Source organism: Halioglobus japonicus (assembly GCF_001983995.1).
Taxonomy (GTDB): domain Bacteria; phylum Pseudomonadota; class Gammaproteobacteria; order Pseudomonadales; family Halieaceae; genus Halioglobus; species Halioglobus japonicus.
The window spans coordinates 3,460,715-3,477,088 of record NZ_CP019450.1 but is presented as its reverse complement, the minus strand read 5'-3'; the positions used below and the strand labels follow the sequence as shown (position 1 = coordinate 3,477,088).

The 16,374-nt window shown below is 57.4% G+C and carries 12 protein-coding genes; 5 read left to right on the top strand and 7 right to left on the bottom strand.

Features of this window, described 5'->3' with window-relative positions; translation table 11 throughout:
• Nucleotides 1-10: 10 nt before the first annotated feature.
• Nucleotides 11-1,603, bottom strand: a complete 1,593-nt coding sequence (locus tag BST95_RS16345; protein ID WP_084200565.1) for a phytoene desaturase family protein — start codon at nt 1,601-1,603, stop codon at nt 11-13.
• 130 nt (nt 1,604-1,733) lie between these two features.
• Here BST95_RS16345 and BST95_RS16340 point away from each other — a divergent pair, with 130 nt between their 5' ends.
• Nucleotides 1,734-3,590, top strand: a complete 1,857-nt coding sequence (locus BST95_RS16340; RefSeq protein ID WP_229801601.1) for an FAD-dependent oxidoreductase — start codon at nt 1,734-1,736, stop codon at nt 3,588-3,590.
• A 12-nt stretch (nt 3,591-3,602) separates the two neighbouring features.
• On the opposite strand, the gene BST95_RS16335 is transcribed toward BST95_RS16340, so the two are convergent.
• Nucleotides 3,603-4,814 carry an MFS transporter gene (locus tag BST95_RS16335; protein WP_229801600.1) on the bottom strand — a complete coding sequence of 404 codons (1,212 nt, stop codon included), beginning with the start codon at nt 4,812-4,814 and terminating at the stop codon, nt 3,603-3,605.
• Between the two features lie 190 nt (nt 4,815-5,004).
• Between BST95_RS16335 and BST95_RS16330 the strand changes: the two genes are divergently transcribed.
• From BST95_RS16330 to BST95_RS16320, 3 genes are all read left to right on the top strand, one after another.
• Nucleotides 5,005-5,454: a hypothetical protein gene (locus BST95_RS16330; RefSeq protein ID WP_084200563.1), complete on the top strand. Its 450-nt coding sequence runs from the start codon at nt 5,005-5,007 to the stop codon at nt 5,452-5,454.
• A 317-nt stretch (nt 5,455-5,771) separates the two neighbouring features.
• On the top strand, nt 5,772-6,815 hold the full coding sequence (gene recA / locus BST95_RS16325; protein WP_066048751.1) for a recombinase RecA: 1,044 nt from the start codon (nt 5,772-5,774) through the stop codon (nt 6,813-6,815).
• Nucleotides 6,816-7,193: 378 nt separating this feature from the next.
• Complete coding sequence (locus BST95_RS16320) at nt 7,194-9,545, top strand: TonB-dependent receptor (protein WP_229801599.1); 2,352 nt, start codon at nt 7,194-7,196, stop codon at nt 9,543-9,545.
• Nucleotides 9,546-9,645: 100 nt separating this feature from the next.
• Here the strand turns inward: BST95_RS16320 and BST95_RS16315 are convergent, their stop codons facing one another.
• Nucleotides 9,646-10,542: an NAD-dependent epimerase/dehydratase family protein gene (locus tag BST95_RS16315; RefSeq protein WP_084200561.1), complete on the bottom strand. Its 897-nt coding sequence runs from the start codon at nt 10,540-10,542 to the stop codon at nt 9,646-9,648.
• 339 nt (nt 10,543-10,881) lie between these two features.
• Nucleotides 10,882-12,138, bottom strand: coding sequence for a hypothetical protein (locus BST95_RS16310; RefSeq protein ID WP_084200560.1), 1,257 nt, complete (start codon nt 12,136-12,138; stop codon nt 10,882-10,884).
• 170 nt (nt 12,139-12,308) lie between these two features.
• Here BST95_RS16310 and BST95_RS16305 point away from each other — a divergent pair, with 170 nt between their 5' ends.
• Nucleotides 12,309-13,175, top strand: coding sequence for a GNAT family N-acetyltransferase (locus BST95_RS16305; RefSeq protein WP_084200559.1), 867 nt, complete (start codon nt 12,309-12,311; stop codon nt 13,173-13,175).
• Between the two features lie 240 nt (nt 13,176-13,415).
• On the opposite strand, the gene BST95_RS16300 is transcribed toward BST95_RS16305, so the two are convergent.
• Genes BST95_RS16300 through BST95_RS16290 form a run of 3 tightly spaced genes read right to left on the bottom strand, consistent with a single transcriptional unit; the run spans nt 13,416 to nt 16,299 of the window.
• Nucleotides 13,416-14,462, bottom strand: a complete 1,047-nt coding sequence (locus BST95_RS16300) for a TRAP transporter substrate-binding protein (RefSeq protein ID WP_084200558.1) — start codon at nt 14,460-14,462, stop codon at nt 13,416-13,418.
• A 17-nt stretch (nt 14,463-14,479) separates the two neighbouring features.
• Nucleotides 14,480-15,805, bottom strand: coding sequence for a TRAP transporter large permease (locus BST95_RS16295; RefSeq protein ID WP_084200557.1), 1,326 nt, complete (start codon nt 15,803-15,805; stop codon nt 14,480-14,482).
• Nucleotides 15,805-16,299 carry a TRAP transporter small permease subunit gene (locus tag BST95_RS16290; protein ID WP_102106088.1) on the bottom strand — a complete coding sequence of 165 codons (495 nt, stop codon included), beginning with the start codon at nt 16,297-16,299 and terminating at the stop codon, nt 15,805-15,807. The genes BST95_RS16295 and BST95_RS16290 overlap by 1 nt, the downstream gene beginning before the upstream one ends.
• Between the last annotated feature and the right edge of the window lie 75 nt (nt 16,300-16,374).

The window sequence follows — 16,374 nt, the reverse complement described above, 5'->3', positions numbered from 1 at the left end:
CGTCGGCTGGTTAGCGGCGATCGCGAAGAATCCGTTGGGCGGCATTGTGCCCCGGCGCACCGGTGACCCCACCGCCTGGATGAGCACCTGAACCACACAGGTATAGTCCCGGCATTGGCGTGGCGTACTGGGCTGCCTGAGGGTGGGGACGGGCGCTGTAGAGCTGATCCGGTTCCAGGCGGCCGTGGCAGATGTCGCCGCGGGTCATGCCAAAAGTGCGTTCCAGGTCCAGGGGTGTCAGGCACTGGCTGGCGACCAGGATATCCGGCAGGTTTGGAATGAACTTCGTTACATGATCGAGAATGGCCTTTACCACCTGTGGCTTGCGATCATCCCAGTGGGCGCCGTCAGCTAGATCATAGGGCATGTATTTGCACAGCAGGCTCATGACATGGGTGCCCGGCGCATCGGTGAGACTGTCATCCATGGTGCTGGGGATAATGGCCTCGATGATCGGGGGATCGGCGGGAATCCCCGCGCGGGATGAACGATACGCCTGGTCCAGGTGCTCCATGCTTTCGATCAGGGTAATGCTGGCGCGATGTTGCGGGCCGGCATCGCTGCCTGGCAGCGCGGCAAATTCCGGCAAGCCCCGCAGCGCAAGGTTCATCCTCAGTGAGGCCGATTCCTGGCGGAACGCTTTTATATCGCGACCGAAGCTGTCTGGCAGGTGCTCCTCACCGAGCAGTGTGAGGAACGTGCGTTTGGGGTCGGTATTAGCGGCGATGACCGGGGCGTTGATCCGCTCGCCATCGGCTAGCAGCACTCCGCATGCGCCGCCGTTTTCAACGAGTATTTTCTCAACCGCTGCCCCGGTGCGAATCTCAACGCCCTTGTCCCGGGCCGAGGCTGCCATGGCCTGGGTAATCGCGCCCATGCCGCCGCGCACAATACCCCATGCGCCTTTGCGTCCAGCGATCTCGCCGACGGCGTGGTGGAGCATGGCCAGGCTCGCGCCCGGCTGGGTGAGGGGGGCGTAGTTGGCCGGCATGATATGCGCTGCCACCATCGCTTTTACCTTGGGGCTCTCAAACCAGCGGTCGATAATGCTCTGGGGGGCACCGATAAAGAACTGTAGTAGGCGCCAGCGCTCATTTTCGCTGAGGCGATAGGCATCCAGCCCGAGTTTAAGCGCCTCCAGCAAATCGCCCAGGCCGCCGCCATGGATTTTGGGCGGTGTTTTCAACCACTGCTTGGCGAGTAGGCCGCCCACGGTATCGATGCTTTCCTCGAAGGCTTCCATGGCGTCGTAATCAACATCGGAAAAGCGCTGGTACTCAGCGCGATCGTGTTGTTCATCGCCATTGAGCAACAGGTAGTCGCCGGCAGAGTCGAGATAGAGAGAGTTTTCCAGCAGGATAGGCTGGTAACCATAGCGTTCCAATTCCAGATCGCGCACCACCTCCGGGCGCAGCAGGCTGACCACGTAGGAGGCCAGTGAATTGCGATACCCTGGGTGAAACTCTTCGCTGACGGCCGCGCCGCCGACGACATCGCGCTGCTCCAGCACGCACACCCGCATGCCCCCCATGGCCAGGTAGTTGGCTGTGGTGAGACCGTTGTGTCCTCCGCCGACGATGACAGCATCGAATGATCTGGGCATATTGATGTCCTTGGTTGATTGACGGCATGATAACGGGAAAAGCCCGCGCCGTGATCATCGCCTATACGTCAGGAGGTACGCGTACGGTCAACGCGCAATCATAAGGCCTTGTCGTCTGCAGGAGCGAGTGGTGAAAAAAACAGACAGCCAATTAGGTATGCATCGACCGATTACCCGGCGCGATTTCGTTCAGGGGGTAAGCATGCTCGCCGCGGGTGCGTCGCTCGGCGGTTCAACGCTGGCGTTTGCCGGCCAGGCAACCGATAGCGATTATCCACCTACCCTGACCGGGATGCGCGGCTCGGCACCCGGATCGTTTGAACTTGCCCACGCGTTGCGTGATGGGGCGCGTATGGGTGCCGCCAAAACGCTGGAGGAACGCTATGACCTCATCGTGGTGGGCGCCGGCATCTCTGGACTGGCAGCTGCGCTTTACTATCGGCAGCGCTTTGGCGACAAGGCGCGAATTCTGGTGTTGGACAACAATGACGATTTTGGCGGCCATGCCCGGCGCAACGAGTTTCATCAGGGTGGGCCTATGCGCCTGGCGCTGGGTGGCACCCAGAATATGGAGCACTGGAGTTACAGCGAGGTTGCCCGCGGCATGATCGAAAGCCTGGGCATCGACATGCAGGCACTGCTGCGCGAACGCACTTTCGCCTACGGCGACCACCCTCAGAATGGCGATGCGGCCTGGTTTGATGAGGCGACGTTCGGCGAAAACAAACTTGTTACCAACTACACCCTAGAGGGCTGGGCGCTGGGAGATTCACTGGACTGTATCGACGAATTGCCGCTCGGTGATGAAGCCAGGGCCGATTTGCGCCGCCTCTACACGGAGCGCACCAACGTTTTGCCGGACCTGGATGACGAGGCTCGCTACGCATTCCTGCAGAGCATCAGTTACCCGGAGTTTCTGCAGAAGCATTGCGGCATTAGCCCGGAGGTGACGCGTATTTTCGACACGACCATGCACAGCTCCTGGGGGGTGGAACTGCGGGCCCTTTCTGCGGCGGAAGCTATGGACACCGGTGCGCCTGGCAGGAATATGGTTGGCTGGGACTTCAACCGCGAAGCATTTCAATACCCGGTGGCCATGTTTCCTGACGGCAACGCCAGTATTGCCCGCCTGATGGTACAGCGGCTGATTCCAGAGGTGAGCCCGCAGGCAACCGCAGAGAATGTCGCCATGGCCAGGTTTGACTATGCGAAGTTGGATCGTGCTGAAACGCCTGTGCGGTTGCGCCTGAATGCCATGGTCACCAATGTGCAGAATCAGGATGATGGCGTGGCCGTGACTTACGTTAAGCGCGGTGAAGCATTGCGCGTCCAGGCCAGGCACTGTGTGATGGCGACGTACCACAGCATGATTCCATATCTGGTCCCGGCGCTTTCGGAAGCCCAGCAAGAAGCGCTTAAGTATCAGGTGAAAATTCCCATGCTGATGACCAATGTGTTGATTCGCTCAAGTAAACCGCTGGAAAAACTCGGTATTGAGGGGGCGCGCTGCCCCGGGCGTATGCATGGCGATATGTATGTGTGGCGCGGTATCGATACCGGCGGCTATACCCAGGGCGCCGCCGAGGATGAGCCGGTGGTATTAGGCTTCTCGGGTACACTGTCGCCGCCTGATGACGCCTACGATCTCAAGGCACAATTACGAGGCTCCCGGCAGCGCATGCTAGAGTTGGAATTTGCCGATTACGAGCGAGAGGTGCGTACGGTACTCGATGGCCTGCTAGGGCCAGCGGGCTTTGATGTGACCGAGGATATTCTGGCGATTACCGTTAATCGCTGGCCCCATGGCTATGCCTACGAGTACATGGATTTGTGGGATGACGACTTTGCACCCGGGCAGGCGCCCCACGAAATTGCGCGTCAGCCCTTTGGCAATATCACCATTGCCAATACCGATGCCGGTGCTGAGGCCTATACCCATACAGCCATCGACCAGGCCTACCGGGCCGTGGGTGAGCTGCCGGCCTGAACAATGATGTCGTTATGATGCGTCGGCCAGCGCCGGGATGGCCCGGCGCAGCCGCACGTACATAAACAGGTAGATGGCGAAGGCAATCAGTGACGCGATGGCACACATGATGAACACGCTGCCATAGCCCGTATTGGCGGCGAGAAGCGACGCGGCCATGTTCGGGCCAATGATCTGCCCCAGGCCCTGGGCGCCAGGCATCAGCGCAGCGAACTTGCCGGTGTGATCGACATTGGCGATGGTGGCCGACTGGTACACATCGACAAATATCCAGCAGAAATTAAAGGCAAACATGCTCACCATCACGTTGATGTTATTGATGCCGTTGGCGAGCATGGCCACGATAATGGCCTGTGCAACCAGGGTGACCAATAGCGGCCTCGCCAGACCGAAGCGGTTGCTGATCAGGGTGGCACAGGCACAGCCAATGACCGAGAACACCGAGGTGTAGACCAACATCTGGCCCACCCAGTCGGGGTCGGCCTCGGAGGCAACGCTCGCCAGTTCGATATACGTCCAGTAGGCGCCGATATTGAGATAGGTGAAGAGTACCGCCGCCAGCACCAGCCAGGGCACCGAGCGGGGAATTTCAATGGCGTTGTGTAGTGGCTGGCCATCGTCGTCGATATAGGTCTCCAGTTGCAGGCGTTTTTCCACCGGGCGTGGTGGCAGCCAGGGCAACAGCAGCAGGCCGACCACATAAGTGCCGATGAAAAACAGGTAGATCTGGTTCATCGTCAGCTGCGGCAGCAGCCATAACTCGCCGCCCTGGGAGAAGGCGAAGGCGAACAACAGCAGGTTGAATGCGCGCGCGGGTTTGGCGGTGCCTGCCAGCGTGGCCACCGCAATGGCGGTGAATGCCCCGCTGCCGGCCCCGGCAATGGCGCGCAGCCACAGGGTCTCCTCATAGCTGGTCATCACCGTGCACAACGCATTGCCGGCAATCACCACCACGGCGGCACCGAGCACCAGCAGCCGGCGGTTGACCCGGGCCACCAGCGGTGCCATGAGCACCGCGCCGAGGGAAAAGCCGCCCAGATCGGCGCCGGCAATCCTGCCGACCTGTACTTCGGTGAAGCCGAGTAACTCCACCCAGGCGGTGCTGATCACCGGAATTCCTACCATGACCGTGTAGCCTGCCAGCGCCATGTAAATGGCCACGGCGATGGAGCGCCAGTCGTCGAAAATGGTGCGCGTGTGGGCCGTTGAGCCAGTGTCAGCCACGTACGTTATCCCCTGTGTTGTTATGGTGTTTGGTGACGAGTCTAGAGTCGCGTTGGGCGAGCGTCTAGTGGGCGTATAGGACAGGAGCTCTATCCTATGCCCGGGCTGCGTTCATGTTCTGTCCGGGGGCTATACTGTACAGAGGCTCCCGGTGCTGCCGGGCGAATATAGGCGAGAGTGAGGTGAGGCAATGACCCACGGCACACTGCTCGAAGAAGAACTTCACACCCGGGTGGTGGCAACCTTTCCCGACACCGATACCGCGCGGGCGGCTCGCACCGCGCTTGGTCGGCAGTTCAACCTCGACCACGCCCGTATGAGCGTGCTCACACCCGACCAGGCCTGCCTGATCACCCAGGGCAGCAAGTTTGATCACGGCCCCAGCGGGCGGGTGCTGCAGCGGCGCCAGCTCAAGTTTACGCTGATGGCGTTTGGCCTGATGTTGGTGGGTATGCTGGTGCTGCATGTTCTGGAGATCAACGGCGTACTGAGCGAAGGGCAGATGAGTGTCGGGCTGGGGGTGTTGATTACCGCAGTGATCATTCTCACAGTGCACGGACTGTTGTCGTGGCAGCATGTGCGTATGCTGGGCGGGCCCAGCCGGGGAAGGAGGGGCAATACTCCTGATCGACCTGCATGATATCAGCGAATCCTATGAGCTCTGCGAGGCCCTGAAAGCCCCGGGGGTGACGGTATTCACTTCATCCATTGCCGGTGACACCTGAGCCGCGTTTACCTACCTGCCTGAAATGGCGACATGTGATTTCCCCCGGCCGAAATTAGTGGCCTGAGGGGGTTGCAATTCAATTTCAAAGCACTGAGTATATATACAGTAGTTTTGCTGTATGACGTTATGTGGGTAACGACGCTGATGGCAGAGCTCGAAAGTAAGTTGTTTTGTTGAATACGTGGGATGTCATGAAAAAAGTGGTTAAAAAGAGTAAAGGGAGCACAACAATGGATGCAAATAAGGAAAAAGCACTCGATGCAGCGCTGGCCCAGATTGAGCGCCAGTTTGGTAAGGGTACCGTTATGCGCATGGGCGAGCAGGAGCGAGAGGCTATTCCCGCCATCTCCACAGGCTCACTGGGCCTGGATGTCGCGCTCGGCATTGGCGGCCTGCCCAAGGGCCGTATCTGTGAAATTTATGGCCCGGAATCTTCCGGTAAAACCACACTCACCCTGCAGGTGATCGCCGAGGCCCAGAAGGCCGGCGGCACCGCGGCGTTTATCGACGCCGAGCACGCGCTGGATCCGGTGTACGCCGAGAAACTGGGCGTGCAAATGGACGACCTGATCATGTCCCAGCCGGATACCGGTGAGCAGGCCCTGGAAGTGGCCGAGATGCTGGTACGCTCCGGTGCAGTGGATGTACTCGTCGTCGACTCGGTGGCGGCGCTGACGCCCAAGGCTGAAATTGAAGGTGAGATGGGTGATTCCCACGTGGGCCTGCAGGCGCGTCTGCTGAGCCAGGCCATGCGCAAGCTCACCGCCAGTATCAAGCAGACCAACTGCCTGGTGATCTTTATTAACCAGATTCGCATGAAGATCGGTGTGATGTTCGGCTCCCCCGAAACCACCACCGGTGGTAACGCCCTGAAGTTCTACTCTTCTGTACGTCTGGACATCCGCCGCATTGGCGCAGTGAAAGACGGCGACGAGGTGGTCGGTAACGAAACCCGGGTGAAGGTGGTGAAAAACAAGGTATCGCCGCCCTTTAAGCAGGCCGAGTTCCAGATCATGTACGGCAAGGGTATTTACCACATGGGTGAAGTCATCGACTGGGGTGTAAAGCTCAACCTGGTGGATAAATCAGGCGCCTGGTACTCCTACAAAGGCGACAAGATTGGTCAGGGTAAGGCCAATGCTTCCAAGTTCCTGGAAGACAACCCCGCGGTGGCGAACGAGATTGAGTCCGCTATCCGCGCCCAAACCCTGAACACAGGTAAGCCCGAAGCGGCAGAACAGGAGACTGCCGAGGAGGGTACCGAGCAGGAGTAATCCCGCTCACCTGATCTGCTGATTGTTCCCACAAGGCGCCGGGGCTCCACGAATCCCACTCTCGGCCCCGGCGCCTTTTTTATTCCCCCTCTCCCCAAAAAATAGTTCGCTGTGCCAGTCGTGACACTATCCGAAGTCAGTGCATTGAATGGCGTATCTACTGGCGGACTGGTTCTTTTTTGAAAGTTTATTGTGAATATTGGTGAATATTGACTATTCATCTGACAAATCAGTGGGTTACGTGCAGCCTTGAGGGATAGATTTAGTCTCTGGGATGGGCTATGGTTGTCGCAGTCGCAGTAGGGACAACTAATCCGGTTTCTCCGTGTTGCCGTAGTTAGCCCCGTAAAAAATGCATAACAAAGCAGAGGTAATATAATGAAGTTTCGCAAAAATTTACTCGCCGCAAGTATCGCAGCAGTGCCCGCCCTGGCCCTGACAGGAAACGTCATGGCGCAAGGCATGCTCGAAGAAGTGATTGTGACTGCCCAGAAGCGTTCTGAGAGCCTGTCCGACGTACCTATCTCGGTGAATGTGGTCGGTGGCGAACAGATCTCCAATGGTGGTATCACCAACCTGAACGACCTGGCCGACTGGGTCCCCAACCTGAGCATGAACCAGACCGGTCTGGGCACCAACGTGACCATTCGCGGCATTAGCTCCGGTATCAACCCGGCGTTTGAGCAATCGGTTGGTATGTATGTCGATGACGTATTCTACGGCCGTCCGCAGTTGGCCCGCGTGCCTTACCTCGATGTTAACCGCGTGGAAGTCCTGCGCGGCCCGCAGCCTATCCTATTCGGTAAAAACGCTATCGCGGGTGCGATCAGCGCCGTGACCAACCGCGCTGCCACCGATGTTGTAGAAGGCTTCGCTGAAGCGTCTTATAACTTCGACCAGGAAGGCTATGAAGTTCAGGGTGCGGTCAACATCCCCATCGGCGACACATTTGCCATTCGTCTGGCAGGTTTGAAGCGCGACGAGGATGGTTACTATGACAACACCTTCCTGGACCAGACTGAGTCCCAGTTGGATCACGAGATCATACGAGCCAACATTCAGTGGGATGCAACCGACAATCTTTCGTTTAATCTGAAGATTGAAAACGCCGACTTCACCACAGAAGGTCGTTTCCTCGAAATTATTAATCCCGTAGGTGGACCGCCCACCTATGCCGATGCCCTGCTGGCCGCCACTGGCGGCGCGGTGATTCTGGATGACAAGCAGGACTTTAAACGTCAGTCCAACGGTGACTCCGACGAGACTGAAGTAGATAACATCACCCTGACGATTGACTGGGATATCGGCGAACACACCCTGACCTCGGTGACAAGCTCGCTCGAGTACGACTACTTCCAGAACTGTGACTGTGACTTTACAAGCGCAGTGATTATTGAAACCGCGGGCAACGAGAATTACGAGCAGTTCAGTCAGGAGTTTCGTTTCGCGTCGTCCACGGGCAACACGATCGATTATATCCTGGGTGCATACTACTCAGACTATGATATAGATAACGATGAGCTTCTCGCGATTGACGCTAACAGCATCTTGGCAGCCGCTGTACCAGCCGCTGCGCCGGTCATCGGTACGGGCAACACTCGCCTCTACACCATGTCTAGTGAGCAATGGTCAGTCTTCGGTCAGTTCACCTGGAACATTAGCGATACGCTTCGCTTGACGCTTGGCGGTCGCTACAGCGACGAAGATAAGGAAGGTACCCGGAACTTGAACGTTGTGGATCTGCAGGGCCAAACCGGACCGTTCGATCAAACAACGTTCCCCATCGTTGATGGAACCTCTTTTGCACCTCTGGTTTACTTTGCTGGTTTCGGTATTGATTCCGAACAGTTCTCCGGCAACGGTGAGGGCCATAACCTGGCTGCATCCCGGAGCGAGTCAAAGTTTACTCCGGCTGTGAATGTCCAGTGGGACATCTCTAACGACACCATGCTGTACGCTTCTTACACCGAAGGCTTTAAGGCCGGCGGCTTTGATGCGCGTTCTAATCTGAACACCAACTTTGAGTTTGAAGAAGAGTTTGCCGAGAGTTATGAAGCTGGCGCCAAGATGAGCCTTGCAGACGGCGCTGCCGAGCTGAACGTTGCTGTCTACTACACAGAGTATAGCGATCTGCAAACCAGCCAGTTCGACGGCGTTCTGGGCTTCAACGTGACCAACGCAAGTTCGGCCACGACTCAGGGTATTGAAATGGAAGGTCGCTGGCAGGCAACCGACTCGCTGTATCTCACCGGCGCGGTGGGTTATCTCGACTTTGAATTCGACAACTTCGATATCTCCCAGTGTTACTACGGTGAAACACCCGATAACCCCGAAACTGGCCTGTGTGACCGCACCGGTGACACTCGTGAGTATGCTCCCGAGCTGACTGCAAACCTCGGCGGTGCTTACGATATTGAAATCACCAACAACATCGGCCTGACCTTCGGTCTGGATCTGGCATACAGCGACGACTACTTCGTCTCGCCCACACTGGACCCCAACCTGAAGCAGGACTCTTTCGTCAAGCTGAACGGCCGCATCGTGGTCGAGGATCTTGATGGAACTTGGTCTTTGGCCTTGATTGCTGAGAACCTGACTGACGAAGAGATCATGACCTTCGGCAACCAGGCGCCTCTGTCTACCACCCTCACCGGCGGTGCAGCGACGGCTTACTACGCTTTCTACGAAGCGCCTAGCAATGTAGCGGTCAAATTCCGCTATAACTTCTAAGCTATAGCGATGCTGAGAAACGGGGCCCTGTGCCCCGTTTTTTTTGCCTTAAAAAAGGCCCGAGTTGCCATCATTTCGAGCTTGTTCCCAACTGCTACAGCTACCTGGGTAAATACGTTTCCACTACTGCTTCGATCGCAGCTGCAATACTGCCAGTTGAGTAGTCGAGAGGCGCATTTTCAGGCGTATACCTGACCTCCGCATTGCGGCCCGCGTACATAATCATATCTGGCAGTAGCGGGTGCTCATCCCGGCTCACAGCCAGTGTTTGGGCATTCCCAGCCTCGCGGCAGAACGCTTCAATGTATTCTTGCCAGCTCCAGTACTCATCCCCCACCAGGTAGGCCTTGCCGGCTACTCCACGCAGTAGAGCTCCTTCCAGTGCCTCTGCCAGTGACTGTGCAGTGATGTGAAATACCCCACCGTCCGGGGAAATCGGCGTCAGGCCTTCGATCAATCCAGCGGCATACTGGGTCATTGCTGCAAGGTGTGCGTCTACAACACCTGGAAACGTACCGATGATGAAGGGCGGATTGACCGAGCATACAGAAAAGTCGTCATCAGACATTTCGCGAATGGCTTTGTCTGCGCGATAGCGCGATTGTACGTAGCTATCGCTTTCGATTTTCTCAGGGGTTACTTGTGGGTAGTAAGTGCCAAGGTAGGCAGCTCGCTTGATACCGGCATGCTTGGCGCAATTGAAGAAACGTGGAATAGCCTCCGTATTGGCTCGATGGAAGAAGGCGGCGGGATCTTCACCTTCGGGCAGCATACGGATATCGGCACCCGCTGCGAAGATCAGCGCGTCGAAACCACGCAGCGATTCTACGTCTATCTTGCTGTCGATATAGTCAGCGCAAATATGTGCAAACTCAGCCAGCGCCGGGTTGGACGGTGCTGAGCGCGACATCAATGTGATCTGGTGGCCCTTGGTGCTGAGGTGTCGGGCGGTGGTTGCCCCCGTCAGGCCGGTACCGCCAACGATGAGAATGTTCATGATGTCCCGCTCCGGTCGTAATCGTATTGAAGGTGTATTGTCAGCTGCTATTGTGTTTCACCTTGCGCTACGGTCACGTGCTCAGGGTGTAGTGCAGGCTGTGATCCTGCTCTCCCGGCTGAACGCTGATGCTTTTCCCAACCAGTTCCTCGTTCAGTGACTGTTGCACTGTCACCTGGTCGGTGGGCGCGCTGCTGCATACGAAGCGCTGTCCTGATGGCGTCTCTGCCAGCGCGGTAACATCCGTGGCTGCGCCGCCGCGAAAGTTGATGGAGTAACTGACGACAATGCCTGAGTCGGGTTGGGTGGCGCGTTCACATTTGGGCGCAAACTCAGAACCTATCTTCGTGTTCGCTGCCGACCAGTCGACCGTACTGGCAGTACCGGAAAATATGCCCGTGGCATGTTTGGTAAGAAAGCCACCATTGGCATGCACCAAGGCAAACTTCCCGGGCGCTTTGCGCAGTTGCCAGACGGTTTCTGCCAGCCCGTGCATGCTGTAGTTGTTGCCGGGCCACCAAAGAAGGGCAGGCCGCCGGTAAGCGTGAGAGGCAGGGAGCCGTCTGCGGGCAAGTGCAGGTGGTCGCTGATAGCAGTGACAGCACAGGGGAAGCAACTGTAAATGTCGAACATGTCGATGCTGTTATGTGAGCGGCCAGCCATAGCCAGTGCAGTATCGAGAACATGACCCGCTACCACAGAGCCACCCAGTGTCGGGCGTACGCTCACGTCGACATCCGTTCCTTCCGCGGCCCCGTGCATAAATATCCAATTGTCCTCGGGAATGCCGAGCTCGCGTGCCTTGCCCACACTGGTAAGCAGTAGCGCAGCGCCTTGATTCACGCTGTCCTGGGCAATCATCCGCTTGGTGTAGAGATGAGTAAGCAGGTCTGCCTGGAGAATGTCGTCGGCAGACTGTGCCCCAGGCCACTGGGAGTAAGGGTTGTGGGAGGCGATCTCACTGAAGGACGCCATGAGCCTGGCAGATTCCGCCAGGTAGCCCTGGCGATCCTGCCCCATGGCGGTGCGCCGGGCCTGTTCTATAAGGGTGTAGTAGTGCAGCGGCATGATCATGCCATTGGCCAGTTCTTGTGGGTCCGGGAAAATATTCCCAATACCACGGTCTTCCAGAGGCTCGTCGTAATCTTCAGCCCAGTCGAGCGCAAGGCCCTGCTTTTCGGCCTTGCGTTGGTTGCGCAAGGCCTCGGCGCCTGCCAGCAGCACCATGTCCCTGTCGCCCCGGGATATGTCGGCGAAAAATTCCATCAGCAGTGCCTGTGGCTCGTTGCCGCCGGCCTGTGAGTAGATGCGGTGGCGGGGCTTGGCGCCAATGGCCCTGGCAATGGATTCGGGCGGGTTATTACTGCGTCCCAGGTTGGCCTGCCACGCAGGTGCAATATCCGAGAACAGCCGAATCATGGCAATGGTGTCGATACTGTCTGCAATGCCCTGCGCGCCGGTATCCTTGACGGCCATGGCGGCAGCCCGGGCAGCCATGCCGACGTGTGACGTGCTGCCCGCGTCGCGTTCAACGCTTTGCCCGGCCCCCACGATAATGGGTGTATTGGTGGGGAGTTTCGAAAGTTCTACGGTCACTGCGAATTATCCTTAAACACGTTTTGCAAAACCCCCAATATAAAGGCAGCGGCAGCGATGTGACAGAGGTGCTGGTGAGTTTTTGTGGGCCGGGGAGGCCGCCAAATTGCAACTCACTTGAACATGTTCCACACTGAATCTCGCGCACACAATGTTGAAGGAGTTCCACTATGTCCGAATCGTTGACGGTCAGGCCAATGGCAAGAGCGGGAGTGGATACACTGGTGGAGTGGGCCGCACTGGAAGGCTGGAATCCCGGCTTGCAAGACGCCGACATTTTCTGGGCGAACGATGCTGACGCCTTCGTCGCCGCTGAGATTGATAATGAGGTCATAGGGGGCGGTGCTATTACCTCCTATGGTGGCGCTTATGGATTTATGGGCTTCTTTATCGTGCGACCCGCGCATCGCGGTCGCGGCCTGGGCGATCAATTGTGGCATGCGCGCCTGAACCGATTACGGCAAAGGCTCGATGTCGGTGCCACCATTGGTCTGGATGGTGTGTTTGATATGCAGGCTTATTACGCCAAAGGCGGGTTCAAGTTTTCCCATCGCAATTTGCGGTATCAATTGGACGATGGTGCGCGTTGCTCGCCTGAGGTGGCGACTGAAATCGTCGCCCTGGATGATATAGCCATGGCCGAGGTTGAGGCCTATGACCTGCGGTGCTTCGGTTTTCCCCGTGACGCCTTTCTGAGCCGCTGGATAGCCCAACCGCAGGTGAAGGCGTTGGGTTGGTACGACGCCGGCGAGTTGAAGGGCTATGGCGTTCTGCGCCGCTGTCGGGAAGGCGCCAAGATTGGGCCGCTATTCGCGGACAACGCCGGTATTGCGCGGGGATTGGTTACTCATCTTTGCGCGACAGTTGCGGGCGGCCCTGTGTATCTCGACGCCCCTGAGAATAATTCCGCTGCCATGGCGTTGGTCAAGGAATTCAATATGACCGAAGTGTTTGGCTGTGCGCGCATGTACATTGGCGAGCCACCGGCGGTTGAGCACGATAAGATCTTCGGGATCAGCACGTTCGAGCTGGGTTAAAGCGGTATTCAGAATCTTGAGTTTCAATAGAGACTGATTACGCGATAAGCATCGATTACCCACGCGACCCGGTTGGCCATTGCCGACCAGCGGTGTGAACAATTTATGCGAACAGGCATATGAGCAAGCAGGCTTATCAGATACATCCCCCATCAAGCTCTACCGTGATTCCTTCGATCCCGCTCCGTTTGCCCGGGCGTTCGGCCTGGCTGAATAAAGCGGGCTCGAGGGTCAGCGGACTCAGGAGTAGCGATACGGTCGCCCAGCCTTTTGCATATCTGCGTTATAGCGTTTGAAGATATCGACCACCTGTTTCTTGGTGGCCGATTCCGAAGCCACCTGGTCCCAGAATTTGACCGCGGCGGCCTCTACCTGGGTCCACTCCTCGTCGGGAATGCTGGTGAGCTCCATCTTGGTGCCGTGCACGCGCAGTGAGGCTTCGCCGCCCCAGTACCACCACTGGCGGTAGTAGTGCGAACTGTCCATGGTGAGCTTGAGCAATTCTTTGAGCCGGTCGGGGAGCTTGTTGTACTGGTCCATATTGGCGTAGAACGAGCCGGCCCAGGCCCCGGAGATATTGTTGGTGAGAAAGTAGTTGGTGACATCTGCCCAGCCCACCGTGTAGTCCTCGGTGATGCCCGACCAGGCCACACCATCGAGCTCGCCGGTTTGTACGGCTACTTCAATGTCTTCCCAGGGCAGGGTGACAGGGATCACACCAAACTGGTGCAGAAACCTGCCAGCAGTGGGGAAGGTGAATACGCGTTTACCTTTCAGGTCAGCCAATGAGCGAATGGGCTCCTTGGTAGCGAAGTGGCAGGGGTCCCAGGCGCCGGCGGACAAATGTTTCACTCCGACTTTGGCGTACTCTTTATCCCAGATTTCATTGAGACCGTATTGATTAAACAGTACAGGCACATCCAATGAGTAGCGGCTGGCGAAGGGGAAGTAACCGCCAAACACGGTGACCTCGGTGGGTGATGCCATGGAGTCATCGTCGGATTGCACGGCGTCGATGGTGCCCTTTTGCATGGCGCGGAATAATTCGCCGGTGGGCACGAGCTGGTCCGCAAAGTACAGCTCAATCTGCATTTCACTGCCGGCGATCTTGTTGAACGATTCGATGGCGGGTTTGACCACGTGCTCTGCCAGAGCAGGCCCGGCGTAGGTTTGCATGCGCCATCTGATGGTGGTTTTCTTGTTGGCGTGCACCGCCGGTGCGCCGAAGGCCGCTGCACCTGCGATACCCATGCCGGCTTTGCCAATGAAATCTCGTCGTGTCGTCACATCAGTCTCCAGGTTGCTTATCCTTTGTTGTAAACCGTCTCTGGCAGCCAAAGGGCGAGCTGCGGAAACAGCATCACCAGCGCCAGCGCTGCCACCATAATCAGTACAAACGGAATAATGGAAATATAAATATCCCGTAGTGAAATCTCTGGCGGCGCCATTGCTCGCATTAAAAACAGATTGTAGCCAAAGGGCGGCGTCATGTAGGCGATCTGGGTGGTGATGGTGTAGAGAATGCCATACCAGATCAAATCAAAGCCCAGCATGCCTACCAGCGGCACATATAGTGGTGCCACGATGACCAGCATCGCGGTGTCGTCCAGGAAAGTGCCCATGATCAAGAACGACAGCTGCATCAGAATCAGGATCACCCAAGGGTTGAGGCCCAGCTGATCGGTAAACAGCGCCTCGATGGCGCGCACGGCGCCCAGCCCATCAAACACCGCACCAAAACCCAGTGCCGCGAGAATAATCCACATAAACATACAGCTGATGGCGAGTGTCTGGCGCACCGAGGTTTCGAACACCTGGCGATTCATGCGGCCCTTGAGTACCGCGGCCAGCAGGGCAGTGAGCGCGCCTATCGCCGAGCTCTCCACCAGGCTGGTCCAGCCATTGATGAAAGGCACCATCATGGCGGCAAAGATGATTATGGGCAGCGCGCCGGCGCGCAGCAGGCGAATTTTCTCGGCCAGTGGCACATTGCGCTCCTCTTCGCTCAGGGCCGGCCCCAGCTCGGGATGCAGTCGGCAGCGGGTGGCAATGTAGACGATGAACATGGCGGCCATAATGAGTCCGGGTACAACGCCTGCCAGCCACAGTTGTCCCACTGGCTGTCGAGCAATCATGGCGTAGAGCACCAGCACCACCGACGGGGGTACCAGAATGCCCAGGGAGGAGCCCGCCTGGATAACGCCAGTAACCATGCGTTTGTCGTACCCTCGGCGCAGCAACTCAGGTAATGCAATCGTTGCGCCGATGGCCATGCCCGCCACTGACAGGCCGTTCATGGCGGACACCAGAATCATGAGCAGTATGGTGCCTACCGCCAGGCCGCCATTGAGCGAGCCCATCCACACGTGAAACATGCGATAGAGATCGTCTGCCAGCTTTGACTCGGACAGCACATAGCCCATGAAAATGAACATGGGTAAAGTCAGCAGCGGATACCATTTCATCAGTTTCATGGTGGCCGCATAGGGGATGTCGGAGCCGCCGGTGCCCCATAGTGACAGCGCAGCGATGGCGGCCACGGCACCGATTGCGCCGAACACTCTCTGGCCCGTCATGAGCATGAGCATGAGTGACGAGAACATCAGCAGGGCAATCAATTCGTAGGGCATCAGAGCGTGACTCCCCGTAGGCGAGCAACGTCCTTGAAGAACTCTGAAATGGCCTGTAGCAGCATTAAGGTGACCCCGAGCACGACCACCAGCTTGATGGGCCACATGTAGGGGCGCCACACGGTATTGCTGCGCTCGTTGTACTCCAGTGCGTAGCTGGCACTGTCCATCGCGCCGTATAGCAGCACGCCTAGATAAAACATCAGGAATAGAACGGTGAAGGCATCAAACCAGGCTTTGCGGCGATCCGACCAGCGGTGGTAGAACAAATCCATGCGCACGTTGGCGCCCATTTGCATGGCGTATGGGCCGCCGAGCATGTAGTAGGCCACCATGGCGAACTGGGCCATTTCCAGGGTCCATAGTGACGGCAGGAAAAAGGTTTTGGAGATGGAGGACCACAATAAAATGGCGATAATGGCGAAAATGCCATACATCACAACGCGGCCCAGGCGATAGTTGATCGCATCAATGATTGCGACGTAGCGTCGCATGAACCCTGTCAAAAAAGCCCCCGGTGGCAGTCGTCTTGTTGCTGTTATTGCCGTCTGAAAATCTAGAGTACTAGA